The organism is Streptodolium elevatio, from assembly GCF_040649515.1.
Classification (GTDB): Bacteria; Actinomycetota; Actinomycetes; order Streptomycetales; family Streptomycetaceae; genus Yinghuangia; species Yinghuangia elevatio.
In genome coordinates, this window is sequence record NZ_JBEZFP010000039.1 from 1 (window position 1) to 16165 (window position 16165).

Consider the following 16165-nt stretch of genomic DNA (forward strand, 5'->3'; position numbering starts at 1 on the left):
GTGACGCGGGTGGCGCGCGAGGTGGGTACGGAGGGCATCCTCGGCGGCCAGGCGCACGTGCCCGGGGTGGCGGGGACCTGGAAGGACCTCACCGACAACGTCAACTCGATGGCGGACAACCTCACGGGCCAGGTCCGGAGCATCGCCGAGGTCACCACGGCGGTCGCCCGAGGCGACCTGTCGCAGAAGATCACCGTCGACGCGCGCGGCGAGATCCTGGAGCTCAAGACCACGATCAACACGATGGTCGACCAGCTGTCCGCGTTCGCCGGTGAGGTCACCCGTGTGGCCCGCGAGGTGGGCACCGACGGAATCCTCGGCGGCCAGGCCGAGGTCGAGGGCGTCTCGGGCACGTGGAAGCAGCTGACCGAGAACGTGAACGAGCTGGCCGGGAACCTGACCCGCCAGGTGCGTGCCATCGCCGAGGTCGCCACCGCGGTGACCCGCGGCGACCTGACCCTCCAGATCGACGTCGACGCGCGCGGCGAGATCCTGGAGCTCAAGGACAACATCAACCAGATGATCGCCAACCTCGGCGAGACGACGCGGGCCAACCGCGAGCAGGACTGGCTCAAGACCAACCTCGCGCGCATCTCCGGCCTGATGCAGGGCCGCCGCGACCTGATGGCGGTCGCCGCGCTCATCATGAGCGAGCTGACCCCGGTGGTGTCCGCCCAGCACGGCGCCTTCTTCCTCGCCGAGCCGACCGTCGAGGACCGCATCGAGCTGCGCCTGATCGCCAGCTACGGCTACCAGAACGGCGGCGCCCCGACGCGCTTCCGGCTCGGCCAGTCGCTGGTCGGCCAGGCCGCGCTGGAGAAGCGGTCGATCCTCGTCGAGAAGGCGCCGCCCGGCTACATCAAGATCTCCTCGGGCCTCGGCGAGGCGTCCCCGGTCAACGTGGTCGTGCTCCCGGTGCTGTTCGAGGACCAACTGCTCGGCGTCCTGGAACTGGCCTCGTTCAGCGCGTTCACCCAGGTGCACCGCAACTTCCTGGAGCAGCTCAACGAGCAGATCGGCGTCACGGTCAACACGATCATGGCGAACTCGCGGACCGAGATGCTGCTCGCCGAGTCGCAGCGGCTGACCGAGGAGCTGCAGGAGCGGTCCGAGGAACTCCAGCGCCAGCAGGGCGAGTTGCGGAACTCCAACGCCGAACTCGAGGACAAGGCCGAGCTGCTGGCCCGGCAGAACCGCGACATCGAGATCAAGAACAGCGAGATCGAGCAGGCCCGCAAGGCGCTGGAGGAGCGCGCCGAGCAGCTCGCGCTGTCGTCGCGCTACAAGTCCGAGTTCCTCGCGAACATGTCGCACGAACTGCGGACCCCGCTCAACAGCCTGCTGATCCTCGCCAAGCTGCTCGCCGACAACGTCGAGGGCAACCTCACCCGCAAGCAGGTGGAGTTCTCCGAGACCATCCACGCGGCCGGTTCGGACCTGCTGCAACTGATCAACGACATCCTCGACCTGTCCAAGGTGCAGGCCGGGAAGATGGACGTACGACCGGCGCGGATCGCGCTGGTCCAGCTCATGGACTACGTCGAGGCCACCATCCGCCCGCTGACCTCCGAGAAGGGGTTGGACTTCACCGTCCACGTCTCGTCCGAGGTGCCGGCCACGCTCTACACGGACGAGCAGCGCCTCCAGCAGGTGCTGCGCAACCTGTTGTCGAACGCGGTCAAGTTCACCGACAGCGGGTCCGTCGAGGTGGTGATCCGGCTCACCGACGACATCCCGGTCAGCGGCGGCGACTTGGAGGACGCCGAGCAGGCCATCGCCTTCTCCGTGGTCGACACCGGGATCGGGATCGCGGAGGACAAGCTCAAGGTCATCTTCGAGGCGTTCCAGCAGGCCGACGGCACGACCAGCCGCCGCTACGGCGGCACCGGCCTCGGGTTGTCGATCAGCCGGGAGATCGCCTGGCTGCTCGGCGGCGAGATCCACGCCGAGAGCGAGCCGGGCCGCGGCAGCACGTTCACGCTCTACATCCCGCTCGACAACGTGCTCGCGGAGGACGACCCGACGCCCGTCGGCGTGGCCCTGGCCCGCCAGGGAGGGGTCCACGAGGAGACCCGGCAGATCGCCGCGCCCGCCGAGGCGCCGGCGGGCGCGGTCGAGGCACCGCGCCGTGCCCCCAACGCCCCTGCGCGCCGCCGCGTCCTGGCGGTCGAGGAGCCGCGCCAGGACGGCGGCCCGATCGTCACGACACTCGCCGGGCTCGGCGACCAGGTGGAGGTGGCGACCGCGGCGACGGCCTCCGAGGCCACCGCGGCGGTCGAGCTGTTCGCCCCCGCGTGCATCGTGGTCGACCTGAGGCTGGCCGAGGAGGGCGCCTGGCGGCTGCTGGACGCACTGACCGACCGTGTCGACCTGGAGGACGTCCCGGTACTGGTGCACATCCCAGGGCGCCCCACCCGCTCCGAGGCGGCCCGCCTGCGCGGATACCGGCGCCGCATCGCCACCCTGCACCGGGTCTCGTCGCCGGACGCACTCGCCGACTTCGTCGCGGACGTGGCGCGGCCCACACCCGCGGAGGCCCGGACCAAGCCGGCCGTGCAGCCGTTCGAGGGGGCCTTCCATGGCGAAAAGGTGCTCATCGTCGACGACGACGTCCGCAATGTGTTTGCTCTCACAAGCGTGCTGGAGCAGTACGGCCTTGTGGTCACCTACGCGGAGAACGGGCGCGAGGGAATCGAGAAACTTCAGGCGGAAGAGGACATCGCCATCGTCCTGATGGACATCATGATGCCGGAGATGGACGGATACGCCACGACTTCGGCCATCCGGCGTATGCCGCAGTACGCTGGCCTGCCGATTGTTGCGCTGACGGCGAAGGCGATGAAGGGCGACCAGGAGAAGAGCATTGCCTCCGGTGCGTCCGACTATGTGGCCAAGCCCGTTGACACCGCGCACCTCCTCGGCCTCATCCGCACCTGGCTGGAACAGTGAGGTGGGGCAGGGGAGTTGACGCTGTCCGGCATGTCCGGTTCCCTGGCAAATAGTGCATTGTCGTGCCAGGGCTCCGGGCCCGCCCGGGAACCCTGGGGGTGTCGGCAGCGTTGAATCCGTGGGAGGGTTCTGCGGGGTTTTCCGACACCGTACGTTGGTTTTCGGTTACGCCGTGCGGTCGTCGCTTCCGGAACCGCCTGCCTCGGCCCGGCCGAGAGCACTACCATGACCGGGACGACCACAGACCTCGACCAGTATGTGTACGAAGCGGCAGAACACTGAGCCAGAGACGAGCGGAGCCGACCGGGACGCGGGCATGCCCGGGTCGCCGGATCGAAGAGGGTGGGCCATGACGGAGAAGGCCAAGATCCTCCTGGTCGATGACCGTCAGGAGAACCTCCTCGCACTGGAGGCGATCCTGTCCGCACTGGATCAGACCCTCGTGCGCGCCCACTCGGGCGAGGAGGCGTTGAAGGCGCTGCTCACGGACGAGTTCGCGGTCATCCTGCTGGACGTGCAGATGCCCGGCATGGACGGATTCGAGACAGCCGCGCACATCAAGCGGCGCGAGAAGACCCGGGACATCCCGATCATCTTCCTGACCGCCATCAACCACGGGCCGCACCACACCTTCCGCGGTTACGCGGCGGGTGCGGTCGACTACATCTCCAAGCCGTTCGACCCGTGGGTGCTGCGCGCCAAGGTCGCCGTGTTCGTCGACCTCTACAAGAAGAACTGCCAGCTGCGCGAGCAGGCGGCGCTGCTGCGCGGCCGCCTGGACGCGGTGCCGGGGGAGACCCGCACCGGCGACGTGCTGGCCGAGCTCTTCACGCGCCTCACGGCGCTGGAGGAGAGCGCGGACGGCATGGCCAAGCAGGTCGAGCTGTCCGAGGACCCGTCCCTGACCGCGTCGGCGAACCAGGTCCTCAGCCGGGTGGCCAGGCTCCGTGCCGCCCTGGACGCCCTCGTCCCGGCTCCCGCGGGCCACGGCGGCCCGCCGCCCGCGGACCAGCGCCAGTCCACCCCGCCCGCGGCACGCCGTCCTCCCGACGCCACCTCCTGATCGCGCGTCCCGGTCGTCTGCCCCGAGCCACCCGTCCTGAGCCACCCGCGCCGAGCCGGTACGCCCCCTCCTGACGGGCCCGCGCCGACCGTCCCCGAGGTGCCGCACGGGCCACCGGAACGAATGGGGCGGACCGGCTGGGAGCGGGCGACACGCGCCGGTGAGTTCGTTGTGACACGTGAGACGCGCGTGCCCGGGGGGTAGCCTCGCTTTTATGGCCACGCGTACGTCCGGCGGCGGCGCCCGCACCGGCGGCGCCGCGAAGAAGAAGGCACCGGCCAAGAAGCCGGCGCCTCCTCCGCCGCCGCCCAAGAAGGGCGCGTTCGAGAAGATCGGGGATCTGGTCTTCCGCGTGGTCAAGGGCATCTGGCTCGGCATCGCACACGCCCTCGGCGGGGTCTTCCGCAGCATCGGGCAGGGTGCGCGAGGGCTGGATCCGGCGCACCGCAGGGACGGGCTCGGCCTGGCCCTCTTCGGCCTCGCTATCGTGGTCGCCGCCGGTGTGTGGGGCAACGTCGACGGTCCGGTGGGTGACCTGGTGGACGCGGTGGTCGCCGGGCTTGTCGGGCGGCTGGACGTCCTGGTCCCGTTCCTGGTGGCCGCGCTCGCGATCCGCGTCCTGCGGCACCCCGAACTGGTCGACGCGACCGGCCGCATCGTCATCGGCTGTACGGCGCTGGTGGCCGGCGTCCTCGGCATGATCCACGTCGGTTCCGGCACCCCGCGGCCCGGCGACGGCGCCACCGCGATGCGCACCGCCGGCGGCTTCGTCGGGTACGTCTTCTCCGCCCCGCTGGTGGAGTCCGTCACCAAGTGGGCGGCCATACCGCTGCTCCTCCTCGTCATCTTCTTCGGCCTGCTGGTCGTCACCGCGACGCCGATCGCGTCGGTCCCCTACCGGCTGCGCGGCTACCTGGGCTTCCCCGGCGGGGAGGAGATGTACGACGAGTACGACCCGTACGACGACGAGTACGAGGACGACGTCCGTGCCGAGCCTGTAGAAGAGGAGCCACGTCGCGGGCGCAGACGCTCCACCCCTGCCGCCGACCCCCTGACGAAGCAGGCCCCCGGGGGCGAGGACGAGGCCCCGCGCCGCGCCCGCCCCCGCCGTCGGCAGGGCGCCATGGGCAAGGGCCCCGACCCCATCGACGTCGCCGCCGCGGCGGCCGCCGCGCTGGACGCCGCGGCACTCCCGGTCCCCTCGGCGCGCAGCCGCAAGACCGTTCCGGACAACACGCGCAAGGCGCCGCCGCACAGCCCGGCGCCGCCGCGCAGCGAGCAGTTGCGGCTCTCCGGCGACGTGACCTACCACCTGCCGGCCAGCGACCTGCTGACGCGTGGCGGCCCTGGCAAGGCCCGCAGCAAGGCCAACGACGACGTCGTCGCCGCGCTGACCCAGGTTTTCGAGCAGTTCAACGTCGACGCGCAGGTCACCGGTTTCACGCGCGGCCCCACGGTGACGCGCTACGTGGTCGAGCTGGGCCCGGCGGTCAAGGTCGAGCGGATCACCGCACTCGCCAAGAACATCGCGTACGCGGTCGCCAGCGCCGATGTGCGCATCATCAGCCCGATCCCCGGCAAGTCCGCCGTCGGCATCGAGATCCCGAACACCGACCGCGAGATGGTCAACCTCGGCGACGTGCTGTGCTCGGACGAGGCGGTCACCGACCACCACCCGATGCTGGTCGCGCTCGGCAAGGACGTCGAGGGCGGCTTCGTCGTCGCGAACCTCGCCAAGATGCCGCACGTGCTCGTCGCGGGCGCCACCGGCGCGGGCAAGTCGTCCTGCATCAACGGCCTGATCACCTCGATCATGATGCGCGCGACACCGGACGAGGTACGCCTCGTGCTGGTCGACCCCAAGCGCGTGGAGCTGACCGCGTACGAGGGCATCCCGCACCTGATCACCCCGATCATCACCAACCCGAAGCGCGCCGCGGAGGCCCTCCAGTGGGTCGTCCGCGAGATGGACATGCGCTACGACGACCTGGCGAACTTCGGGTTCCGGCACGTCGACGACTTCAACAAGGCGCTGCGGTCCGGCAAGTTGACCACGCCGCCCGGCAGTGAACGCGAACTGACGCCGTACCCCTACTTGTTGGTCATCGTCGACGAGCTGGCCGACCTGATGATGGTGGCGCCGCGCGACGTCGAGGACTCGATCGTGCGCATCACCCAGCTGGCCCGCGCGGCCGGCATCCACCTGGTGCTCGCGACGCAGCGACCGAGCGTGGACGTCGTGACCGGGCTGATCAAGGCCAACGTGCCGTCGCGGCTGGCGTTCGCGACGAGCTCGCTCGCCGACAGCCGGGTGATCCTCGACCAGCCGGGCGCCGAGAAGTTGATCGGCAAGGGTGACGGACTGTTCCTCCCAATGGGTGCCAACAAACCGGTGCGCATGCAGGGTGCGTACGTCACCGAGGCCGAGGTCGAGGCGGTCGTCCGGCACTGCAAGGAGCAGCTGCAGCCGGAGTACCGCGAGGACGTCGCGGAGGCGGCCGGTCCGAAGAAGCAGATCGACGAGGAGATCGGCGACGACCTCGACCTGCTGTGCCAGGCCGCGGAGTTGGTGGTCTCCACGCAGTTCGGTTCGACCTCGATGCTGCAGCGCAAATTGCGCGTAGGGTTCGCCAAGGCGGGCCGGCTGATGGACCTGATGGAGTCGCGCGGGATCGTCGGTCCGAGTGAGGGTTCCAAAGCCCGCGACGTGCTCATCAAGCCGGATGAACTTGATCAGGTGTTGAGCACGCTGCGCGGGGAATGAGCAAAAATAGTCAACTCATGATCATCTGTGTTTCAGCTGAGCTACAAGGCGCCTGTGAGGCCACTCAGCCGCGAAACCACCGTTCCGCCCAGCCCTAGACTGATTTCCGCCGCAGTGGCTGCACGCTCGGAGGCGCGCTCGTGTCCATCGGTCAGACTCTCGCCGACGCCCGCACCAAAGCGGGACTCACCGTCGATCAGGTGAGTGAGGTCACGCGCATCAGGCAGCCCCTGGTGGAGGCGATCGAGCACGACGACTTCGCGGCCTGCGGCGGCGACTTCTACGCTCGCGGCCACATCCGCTCGTTCGCCCGCGCGGTCGACACCGACCCCGAGCCGCTGCTCGCCGAGTACGACGCGCGCTACGGCAGCGGCCCGGTGCCGAGCCCCACGGTGATCTTCGAACCCGAACGGGTCAAACCCGAGCGGCGGATCGCCCCGAACTGGACCGCCGCGATGGCCGCCGCGGTCGTCGCCGTGATCGGCTTCGTCGCGTTCCAGGTGTTCAGCGGCAAGGACGACGACAAGGGCAGTACGGCGACCGCCACGCCCACCCCGCCGCCGCCCGCCACCCAGGCTGCTCCGGTGCCGCCGCCCCCCGCGCCCCCGCAGGAGGTCGTCGCGCAGGCACCGGTCGACGTCAAGGTCCGCATCGACGCGGTCACCGGCTCCACCTGGGCCAGCGTCACCAACAGCGCGGGCAAAGAGGTGTTCGACGGCGTCATCGCCAAGGGCAAGGGCCAGGAGTTCACCGATCCCACCCAGCTCAAGGTGGTCCTCGGCAACGGCCCGGCCGCCCGGCTCAACGTGAACGGCAAGGACCTCGGCCCGGCGAGCATCAAGGACCACGTCGTACGCTTCACCTTCAAGCCCGGCGATCCCCAGCAGGGCTGATCCGGCGCCCCGGGCCGCTCCGACGACCCGAACCGCCGCCGGAATGCTTCCCGCGTCGGGTCCGGGTCCCGTCCTGACGTAGGCTTTCCGGCATGCCCGCCCCCCGCACCGCGTCCGATGAACGCCCCGCAGACCACGCCGCAGACTCCGTTGCCGCCACGGCGGGCGGCGGTCGCACCGTGGCGTTGGTCACGCTCGGCTGCGCCCGCAACGAGGTCGACTCCGAGGAGTTGGCCGGGCGGCTGGAAGCGGACGGCTGGCGCCTCACCGAAGACGCCTCGGACGCCTCGGTCGTCCTCGTCAACACCTGCGGCTTCGTCGAGTCCGCGAAGAAGGACTCCATCGACACCGTCCTGGAGGCCGCCGACCTGAAGAAGGACGGCGGCCCCACGCAAGCGGTCGTCGCCGTCGGCTGCATGGCCGAGCGCTATGGCGACCAACTCGCGGGCGCGCTGCCCGAGGCCGACGCGGTGCTCGGCTTCGATGACTACGAGGACATCGCGGGCCGGCTCCGCGCGATCCTCGCGGGCGAGAAGCACACCTCGCACGTACCGCGCGACCGCCGCAAGCTGCTGCCGCTGAGTCCCGCCGAGCGGCAGGACGCCGCCGGAGCCGTGCCGGGCCACGGGGGCGCCGAGCGCGCCGACGCGGCCGTCCCCGAGGACCTTCCCGAGGGCGTCGCCCCCGCGTCCGGTCCGCGCACCCTGCGCCGGCGCCTCGGCGACGGGCCGGTGGCCTCGGTCAAGCTCGCGTCCGGCTGCGACCGCCGCTGCTCGTTCTGCGCGATTCCGTCCTTCCGCGGCTCGTTCCTGTCGCGGCGGCCGACCGATCTGCTGGACGAGGCGCGCTGGCTCGCCTCGGAGGGCGTGCGCGAAATCGTGCTGGTGAGCGAGAACTCCACGTCGTACGGCAAGGACCTGGGCGACATCCGCCTCCTGGAGACGCTGCTGCCCGAACTCGCCGCCGTCGAAGGCATCGAGCGCGTGCGCGTCAACTACCTCCAGCCGGCCGAGATGCGCCCGGGGCTGGTCGACGTGCTCACCGGAACCGCCGGTGTCACCCCGTACTTCGACCTGTCGTTCCAGCACGCCAGCGAGCCGGTGCTGCGCCGCATGCGCCGGTTCGGCTCGCGCGAGGCGTTCACCGGCCTTCTCGACCAGGTGCGGGCCAAGGCCCCCGAGGCGGGCGCCCGCTCGAACTTCATCGTCGGCTTCCCCGGGGAGACCGAGGAGGACGTCGAGGAGCTCATGCGGTTCCTCACCGAGGCCCGCCTCGACGCGATCGGCGTGTTCGGGTACTCCGACGAGGAGGGCACCGAGGCCGCCGGATACGACGGCAAGCTGCCCGACGAGGTGGTCGCCGAGCGGTTGGAGCGCGTCACGCGCCTGGCCGAGGAGCTGACCGCACAGCGCGCCGAGGAGCGCGTCGGCACCGAAGTCACGGTCCTCGTCGAGGAGATCGTCGACATCGCCGACGATGGCACCGTCACCGCCGAGGGCCGGGCGGCGCACCAGGCGCCGGAGATCGACGGCCTGACCGTCCTGCGCGGCCGCGATCTGACGGTCGGCACGTTCGTACGCGCCCTCGTGGTCGGCAGCGAGGGGGTCGACCTGTACGCCGACACCGACCTCGACGCCGACCTCGACCTCGACCTCGAACCCGATCCCGCCGCCGGGACGGCCGCCGCCGACGCCGCCGCGGCCATCTCCGCCCCGGGCGTACCCGACGACGTGCCATCGGGACCCATGCGGTGACCGAAGACCCCACACCCACGACACCGTCGTCCCGCCCCCGCCCGTCCGAGGCCGCCCGAGCCGCGGCGGCCAAGCGGGCGGAAGCCGTACGCACCGCCGCGGCCCACCGCGCCGAGGCCATGCGCGCCGCGACCCACCAGCGCGCCGAGGCGGTCCGCGCGGCCGCCGCGCATCCCGCCGAAGCGGTCCGCACCGCGGCGGCCAACCACCCGCCCAAGCCGGACCGCCTGGGCGACCCGACGACGTCGGTCAGTGTGTGGAACGCCGCCAACGGCCTCACGATGATGCGCATCGCCATCGTGCCGCTGTTCGTGTACCTGCTCGTCCAGGACGGCGGCCACGACCCCGTCTGGCGCGCCTACGCGTGGGCCGCGTTCGCCGTCGCCAGCATCAGCGACCGCTTCGACGGCATGCTCGCGCGCCGCCACGGTCTGGTGACCGACTTCGGCAAGCTCGTCGACCCCATCGCCGACAAAGCTTTGATGGGTGCCGCGCTGATCGGCCTGTCCGCATTGGGCGATCTGCCCTGGTGGGTCACCGGCGTGGTGCTGTTCCGCGAGATCGGCATCACCCTGATGCGTTTCTGGGTGATCAAACGGGGAGTGATCCCGGCAAGCCGCGGGGGCAAGCTCAAGACACTGCTGCAGGGCACCGCGATCGGTATGTACGTCCTCGTGATGACCGGCCCGCTCGCGTCGTTCCGTGCGTGGGTCATGGCCGTCGCGGTGATCGCCACCGTCGTCACGGGCGTGGACTACGTGGTCAAGGCGCTGCGCGGCGGGGATTCGGCCGACGATGCGGCTGACGACCCGGCTGGTTCCTCGGCCGGTTCCTCGGCCGGCGACGCGGCCGGTGACTCGACCGGTGCCGCCGAATCGGCGGAGGGCAGCGGCGTCGGAGCGGCCGTGGACCCGGGACGCGCCCAGCCGGTGCATCCCGAGCTGGGGCGCACCGACTAGGGACACCACAAGGACCACAAGGGACAGGGGGCACGCCAGGTGAAGGTCGAACTTGTCGCGGTCGGCGACGAACTGCTCATCGGCGACGTCGTCAACACCAACGCGAGCCGTCTCGGGCGCATGCTCACCGACGCCGGTCTGCGCGTCACCGGCGTGTCCACGGTCGGCGACGGCCTCGGCGAACTGGTCGAGGTCCTGCGCATCGCGGTCGACCGCGCCGACGCCGTGCTGATCACCGGTGGCCTCGGACCCACCTCCGACGACCGCACCCGCGAGGCCGTGGCCCGCGTGGCCGGCGTGGAACTGCGCCGCGACCCCGAGGTCGAGCAGTGGCTGCGCGACCGCTACCGGGACACCAACCGCACGCTGACCGGCCTCGGACTCCAGCAGGCCGACCTGCCCGAAGGCGGGCGCATTCTCCCCAACGACCGGGGCAGCGCGCCCGGCCTGACCATCGAGGTCCGCGGCACCGTCGTGTACGCGACCCCGGGCGTCCCGCACGAGATGGCCGCGATGGTCGGCGACCAGGTCCTGCCGGACCTGCTGCGCCGCTCCGGCGCCCCCGCGCCGCGGGCGCAGCGGGTGCTGCGCACGGTCGGCGTCGGCGAGGGCGTCGTCGCGCAGCACCTCGAACCGCTGGAGAAGGACCTCGCCGCGTCCGGCGCGGTCGAGGTCGCCTATCTCGCCGAGCCGGGCGAGACCCGCGTCAAACTCACCTCGACGGGCCCGGGCGGCGGCGCCGAGGTGGACGCCGCCGCGCTGCGGGCGTACGAGCTGCTGGGCGACTGCGTGTACGCCGAGGGAACCGAGTCGCTGGTCGCAGTCGTTGCACGGTTGCTGGTGGAACGCGGCGCGACCCTCGCGGCCGCCGAGTCGCTGACCGGCGGGCTGCTGGCCGCGACCGTGGTGACCGTGCCCGGCGTGTCCGCGGCGTTCCGCGGTTCGGTGACGGCGTACGCCACCGACGTCAAGACCTCGGTGCTCGGCGTCGGCGCGGCACTGCTGGCCGCCGAAGGCGCCGTACACCCGCAGGTGGCACGGGAGATGGCCGAGGGTGTGCGGGCGCTGCTGTCGGGTACCTACGGTGTGGCCACGACCGGCGTGGCCGGGCCGGAACCGCAGGACGGCCGTCCGGTGGGCGAGGTGCACATCGCGGTGGCGGGCCCGGAGGGCACCGTGACCGTCTCCCCGCACCTGCCGGGAGACCGTGACAGGATCCGGACTCTGACCGTGGTGCGGACCTTGGAACTGCTGCGGCGCACGATCCTGGGGCTGCCGCAGGAGCCCGCCCGGGAATTCACGGGCTGAGAGGGGGGTTGTGCGACCGATGCGGAACGAAGGTTTTGAACGGTGCGAAAGCGACAAGCCGTCACCCAGGGCGCGTTGGCTCCACGCTCTCGGTGAACAGGACGGCAGACCCGGTACGCAGTCGAGGGATGCCGGGTACGGTGGGGCTGTGTCCGTTGCAGCCGGGGTCCTAGGAGGGAGCGACCGATGATTCTGCTCCGTCGCCTGCTGGGTGACGTGCTGCGTCGGCAACGCCAGCGCCAGGGCCGCACCCTGCGCGAGGTGTCGTCGGCGGCCCGGGTGTCCCTCGGGTACCTCTCGGAGGTCGAGCGCGGTCAGAAGGAAGCGTCGTCCGAGCTTCTCGCCGCCATCTGCGAGGCGTTGGACGTACGAATGTCGATAGTGCTTCGGGAGGTCAGCGACGAGCTGGCGCTTTCCGAGCTGGCGCACAACGAGGGACTGACTTCGCGTCCGGTGCTGGAACCGGTCGGACCGTCGGGGTCGGAGCGCGTTCCCGGGCCGGGGTCGTCCGGTTCGGTCAAGGCCACGAGCCAGGTGGACGTGGTCGTCGCGGCGTAGTCCGCCCGGCCGGGCCCGCGATGGCGGCGCCCCGGCTGCGGACCTGTGGAGGGCGGTGCGGATCCCGAGGGATCCGGCGCCGCCCTCACGCGTTCCCGTACGCACGAGTCCGCAAGGCACCCGCCCGCGCGTGCAGCCGGTAGCCGGTACCACACAAATCATCACGCAGGGTGACTGCGACATGCGCCGATCGGGTGATTGGCCACCCGCTTCCTGGCCCGACCGGATGTTCCGGGGGGAGGCTGGGGATGCCCCCAAAAGGGGAACCGAGGAGGCCGACCATGAACCAGGTTGGGCAACACCTTGGCAGGACCGCTGGCGGCGCCGCAGGCAGGATCCCTGGGCGCGTTCCCGGCGGCCGACCGGACCGCACGCTGCGGTCCCTGGTGCACGACGTCGTGCACCGCGACGTACGCGACCGCGACGCGGCCACCTGGCTGCTCGCCTCGGTCCTCACGCTGGCCTGGCTCGCCGGCATGGCCTGGGCGCTGCACGCGGAGGCCACCGCCCCGCGCCCCGGCTCCTCGGCCGTGCTGCTCGGCGGGTGGAGCCTGACGCTGCTGCCGGTGCACTGCGCCGCCCGGCGCTTCCGGCGTGCGGCCCGGGTGCCGAACCCGGCGGGCGCGACCGCCGCGGCGGCCGGTACGGGCCTCCCCGTCCCGCACGCCGAAAGCGCCGACCGGGACGAGTCCCCGCCGGCGCCTCCCGGGTCCTGGGCAGTGTGAGGCACGACGCGGTACGCACCAGCTGGTGCGTACCGCGTGAGACGTGCGCCGTCACGACGCGAAACGCGTCACCAAGGCATCGTCACGCCGCCGTTGGGGCGCAGCACCTGGCCGGTCATGAACTTGGCGGCGTCGGACGCGAGGTAGGCCACCGCGTACGCGATGTCCTCCGGCTCGCCGACGCGCTTCAGCGGCGACATCTTCATCATCGGCGCGGCGACGGCGGCCTTGCGCTCCTCGTCCTGCGTGCCGTCCTCGGCCGTCCAGTGGCGGCCGGTCATGCCGGTCACGGTCCAGCCGGGCGCGACCGCGTTGACGCGTACGCCCCGCGGCCCGACCTCGGTCGCGAGGGTCTTGGTCAGCTGGTACATCGCGGCCTTGGCGGCGCCGTAGCACAGAAGCCCCGCGTTGGCGGTGTCGATGGCGCTGGACGCCATGTTGACGATGCTTCCGGAGCCCTGCTCGACCATGACGCGCGCCGCCGCACGGCAGCCGTAGAAGACACCCTTGAAGTTGATCGACAGGACCCGCTCCAGATCCTCGTCGGTCGTCTCGATCACGGTGCTGGTGTGCATGATGCCGGCGATGTTGGCCATGACGTCCAGGCGCCCGTGCTCGGCGACGGCCGCGGCGACGAGGGCGTCGACCGAGGCGGCCGACGACACGTCCACGGTGGTGCCGGTCGCGCTGCCGCCCGCGTCGGCGATCAGCTTCGCGGTGGCCTCGGCGCCGGCCTGGTTGATGTCGGCGCAGACGACCGCGGCACCGAGTTCGGCCAGAACCTGCGCGCTGCTGCGGCCGATTCCGCTCGCGGCACCGGTGACGACGGCCACGCGGCCGGACAGATCGAGGGCTGTGCGCAACACGGGTTCCCCTCCCAAGGAGTGCCTGGGGCCGGGATACCGGGCCCACGGGGGACCGTAGATTCGATCTGACGAACAGTCAATAAACGTGCGCTGTGGGTCCGGTCGCTCCGCCGCAGGTCAGCCCGCCGATGTCGGGCGGGTGGTGTGAGTACGCCGGTGTCAGTACGCCGGTGTCAGTACGCCTGCTGCCGACTCAGGCACCACTGGTGCGCCGTGCCGCCCTCCGGGAACACGCCGTACCGGGCGAGCCCGTCGCACGCGTTGCCGGGCAGCGTCGTCGGGGACGGCGCGGCGGACGGCGCCGGAGCGGGACGCCGCGGCGGGACGGTCCCGTGCGTCGGCCCCGGTCGGCGTGGCGGCTGCCGCGGTACGGAGGCCTCGCCGTCGTGCGGTGCATCCACCGCGGGCACCACCGGCGGCACCACCGACGGTCCGCCGCTCGGCGGCACTGGCGACGGCGACGTCCACGAAACCATCGGCGGCCCGACCGACACCGCGGGCCCCGACTCCGGCGTGGTGGACACCTCTGGCCCTGCCGGCGCGGCCACCGCCGCGGGCGCGGGTGGCGGCGGCATGTCGAACACCCCCGCGGCGCGCGGCCCGCCGGAGACACACCCGGCGAGCAGCGGCAGGCACAGCAGAGCGCCCAGTCGGGGAACGGACAGCCGGTACGCGGTCACAGGAACCTCCGAGGCGGTCGCGCGGACGCCCTGTACGACGACCCAGGCGCCCGGCGGTCACCCCAAGTCCCCCCGAAGAGTGGTCCGCGGCGATCCGCGGAACCGCGGCCCTGGCCCGACCGGTGTCGGCCTCAGATCCCGAACGGCGCCGCGTACTCGATCGTGCCCTGCGGCAGGGGGCGGGCCGGGTCGAGTGCGAGCACCATCATGGCCTCGTCCGGCACCTCCATCGGCGGCCTGATCCCGTGCCCGGAGGCCCGCACGAAGCCGAACTTCGGGTAGTAGTCCGGGTGTCCGAGCACCGTGACGGCGTTCTCGCCGCGCTCGCGGGCCGCCTCCAGGAGCGCCCGGACGCACGCCGAGCCCGCGCCGGTCTTCTGGAACTCGGGCAGCACCGACACCGGGGCCAGGCACAGCGCCGGCACACCGTCGATGTGGCAGCGGGTCAGCAGCGCATGCCCCGCCACGGTGCCGTCCGGGGTCACCGCCACGACCGAAAGCCCCTCGATCCACGCCGGGTCGGCGCGCAGCGCGTCGACGAGGTCGGCTTCCATCGGGGTCTCGAAGGCGGCCGCGGTGATCGCGTGGATGACGGGGACGTCGGCCCGCGTCTCGGGGCGGACGGTCCAGGTGATGGGAGCGTTCATGGCGCCCATCATCCCGTTCATCCCGTCCTCAGCGCGTGCTTCGGGCATCGTGGTCGCCCGGCTGGCATCGCGGGCACCAGAACACGACGCGCGGCGGTTCGCCCGCCTCGACCTTGCGGATCAGGGTGCCGCAGCGGCGGCAGGGGCGACCGAGGCGCCCGTACACCCAGTGCTGGTGGCCGGGCCGCGGATCGCCCGTCGTGATGTGCCCGTGGCGCTCGCGGTTCGCCTCAAGGGCACGCTTGGCCAGGTCGACCATCGCATGCAGGTCGCCCGCCGCGTCGACGCGCGCGAAAGGGGACACGCCGCGCAGGAAGCACAGTTCGGCCCGGTAGACATTGCCCACGCCGGCAAGGTTGCGCTGGTCGAGAAGAGCTTCGCCAACCGGACGCCCGGGCCGCGCGGCCAACCGCCGCACGGCCTCGTCCGCATCCCAGTCGGGACCGAGCAGGTCGGGCCCGAGGTGGCCGACCACCCGCGACTCCTCCGCGGTTCGCACCAGGTCCACGACCGGGAGCCGCAGCCCGATCGCGGTGTACGCGTCGTTGGCCAGCACCACGCGCACCTGGTCCCGCGGACTTGCCCCGACGCGCCCGCCCGCTTCCCGTACGCGCCACGCCCCGTCCATCCGCAAGTGCGTGTGCAGGGTCACGTTGCCCTCGAAGCGGACGAGCAGGTGCTTGCCGCGCGACTCGGCCGCGAGGACCCGGCGGCCCGCGAAGTCCACCGTCGCGTACCGGGGTACGCGGAAGTCCGTGTGCGTGAGAACCCGCCCCGCCAGCGCGCCGCGCAGCAGGGTCGCGGTCTGGAACACCGTGTCGCCTTCAGGCATGGGTCCATTGTCCGTGCGGGCGGCCCGGAAGCGCGGGGAGGGTCGCCGACGGGTACGCGCGCCGCGCTGTCGGGCGCTGCGTCATCTCGGGCACCGCTTCACCGGATGCCGCTCCCGAGAGGCCCTGCGCTGGGCAGGCGCGGCCCCAGGGCACAAAAAAATGATCA

At 71.7% G+C, this 16165-nt stretch carries 13 protein-coding genes; 9 read left to right on the forward strand and 4 right to left on the reverse strand.

What is annotated here, in order from left to right:
- The 9 genes from AB0C36_RS17075 to AB0C36_RS17115 form a co-directional block, all read left to right on the forward strand.
- The coding region (locus tag AB0C36_RS17075; protein ID WP_358354735.1) for an ATP-binding protein at positions 1–2949 on the forward strand (2949 nt) is incomplete at its 5' end.
- A gap of 349 nt (positions 2950–3298) precedes the next feature.
- A complete protein-coding gene (locus AB0C36_RS17080; protein ID WP_358354737.1) occupies positions 3299–4012 on the forward strand; it encodes a response regulator in 714 nt (237 codons plus the stop codon).
- A 214-nt stretch (positions 4013–4226) separates the two neighbouring features.
- Positions 4227–6776, forward strand: coding sequence for an FtsK/SpoIIIE family DNA translocase (locus AB0C36_RS17085; RefSeq protein WP_358354740.1), 2550 nt, complete (start codon positions 4227–4229; stop codon positions 6774–6776).
- A gap of 140 nt (positions 6777–6916) precedes the next feature.
- A complete protein-coding gene (locus tag AB0C36_RS17090; protein WP_358354742.1) occupies positions 6917–7669 on the forward strand; it encodes a helix-turn-helix domain-containing protein in 753 nt (250 codons plus the stop codon).
- A 92-nt stretch (positions 7670–7761) separates the two neighbouring features.
- Positions 7762–9423 carry a 30S ribosomal protein S12 methylthiotransferase RimO gene (gene rimO / locus AB0C36_RS17095; RefSeq protein WP_358354744.1) on the forward strand — a complete coding sequence of 554 codons (1662 nt, stop codon included), beginning with the start codon at positions 7762–7764 and terminating at the stop codon, positions 9421–9423.
- Between the two features lie 119 nt (positions 9424–9542).
- Positions 9543–10382, forward strand: a complete 840-nt coding sequence (gene pgsA, locus AB0C36_RS17100) for a CDP-diacylglycerol--glycerol-3-phosphate 3-phosphatidyltransferase (protein WP_435839059.1) — start codon at positions 9543–9545, stop codon at positions 10380–10382.
- A gap of 39 nt (positions 10383–10421) precedes the next feature.
- Positions 10422–11690, forward strand: coding sequence for a CinA family nicotinamide mononucleotide deamidase-related protein (locus AB0C36_RS17105; protein ID WP_358354746.1), 1269 nt, complete (start codon positions 10422–10424; stop codon positions 11688–11690).
- 186 nt (positions 11691–11876) lie between these two features.
- Positions 11877–12248 (forward strand): helix-turn-helix domain-containing protein, encoded by a 372-nt coding sequence (locus tag AB0C36_RS17110; protein WP_358354749.1) that lies wholly within the window; start codon positions 11877–11879, stop codon positions 12246–12248.
- A gap of 281 nt (positions 12249–12529) precedes the next feature.
- Complete coding sequence (locus tag AB0C36_RS17115; RefSeq protein ID WP_358354752.1) at positions 12530–12973, forward strand: hypothetical protein; 444 nt, start codon at positions 12530–12532, stop codon at positions 12971–12973.
- Positions 12974–13041: 68 nt separating this feature from the next.
- Here AB0C36_RS17115 and AB0C36_RS17120 read toward each other — a convergent pair whose 3' ends face one another.
- The 4 genes from AB0C36_RS17120 to AB0C36_RS17135 all read right to left on the reverse strand — a co-directional run bounded on the left by AB0C36_RS17120 (position 13042) and on the right by AB0C36_RS17135 (position 15998).
- Positions 13042–13839 (reverse strand): SDR family NAD(P)-dependent oxidoreductase, encoded by a 798-nt coding sequence (locus AB0C36_RS17120; protein ID WP_358354755.1) that lies wholly within the window; start codon positions 13837–13839, stop codon positions 13042–13044.
- A gap of 173 nt (positions 13840–14012) precedes the next feature.
- Positions 14013–14519, reverse strand: a complete 507-nt coding sequence (locus AB0C36_RS17125) for a hypothetical protein (RefSeq protein ID WP_358354757.1) — start codon at positions 14517–14519, stop codon at positions 14013–14015.
- A 131-nt stretch (positions 14520–14650) separates the two neighbouring features.
- Positions 14651–15166, reverse strand: coding sequence for a GNAT family N-acetyltransferase (locus tag AB0C36_RS17130; protein WP_358354760.1), 516 nt, complete (start codon positions 15164–15166; stop codon positions 14651–14653).
- Between the two features lie 28 nt (positions 15167–15194).
- Positions 15195–15998 carry a DNA-formamidopyrimidine glycosylase family protein gene (locus AB0C36_RS17135; RefSeq protein WP_358354763.1) on the reverse strand — a complete coding sequence of 268 codons (804 nt, stop codon included), beginning with the start codon at positions 15996–15998 and terminating at the stop codon, positions 15195–15197.
- Between the last annotated feature and the right edge of the window lie 167 nt (positions 15999–16165).

What these genes read in the sequence shown, in the direction of transcription:
- AB0C36_RS17080 (WP_358354737.1), top strand. Translation starts at nt 3,299, where the DNA reads ATGACGGAGAAGGCCAAGATCCTCCTGGTCGATGACCGTCAGGAGAAC.
- AB0C36_RS17085 (WP_358354740.1), top strand. Translation starts at nt 4,227, where the DNA reads ATGGCCACGCGTACGTCCGGCGGCGGCGCCCGCACCGGCGGCGCCGCG.
- rimO (WP_358354744.1), top strand. Translation starts at nt 7,762, where the DNA reads ATGCCCGCCCCCCGCACCGCGTCCGATGAACGCCCCGCAGACCACGCC.
- pgsA (WP_435839059.1), top strand. Translation starts at nt 9,543, where the DNA reads ATGCGCGCCGCGACCCACCAGCGCGCCGAGGCGGTCCGCGCGGCCGCC.
- AB0C36_RS17110 (WP_358354749.1), top strand. Translation starts at nt 11,877, where the DNA reads ATGATTCTGCTCCGTCGCCTGCTGGGTGACGTGCTGCGTCGGCAACGC.
- AB0C36_RS17115 (WP_358354752.1), top strand. Translation starts at nt 12,530, where the DNA reads ATGAACCAGGTTGGGCAACACCTTGGCAGGACCGCTGGCGGCGCCGCA.
- AB0C36_RS17130 (WP_358354760.1), bottom strand. Translation starts at nt 15,166, where the DNA reads ATGAACGCTCCCATCACCTGGACCGTCCGCCCCGAGACGCGGGCCGAC.
- AB0C36_RS17135 (WP_358354763.1), bottom strand. Translation starts at nt 15,998, where the DNA reads ATGCCTGAAGGCGACACGGTGTTCCAGACCGCGACCCTGCTGCGCGGC.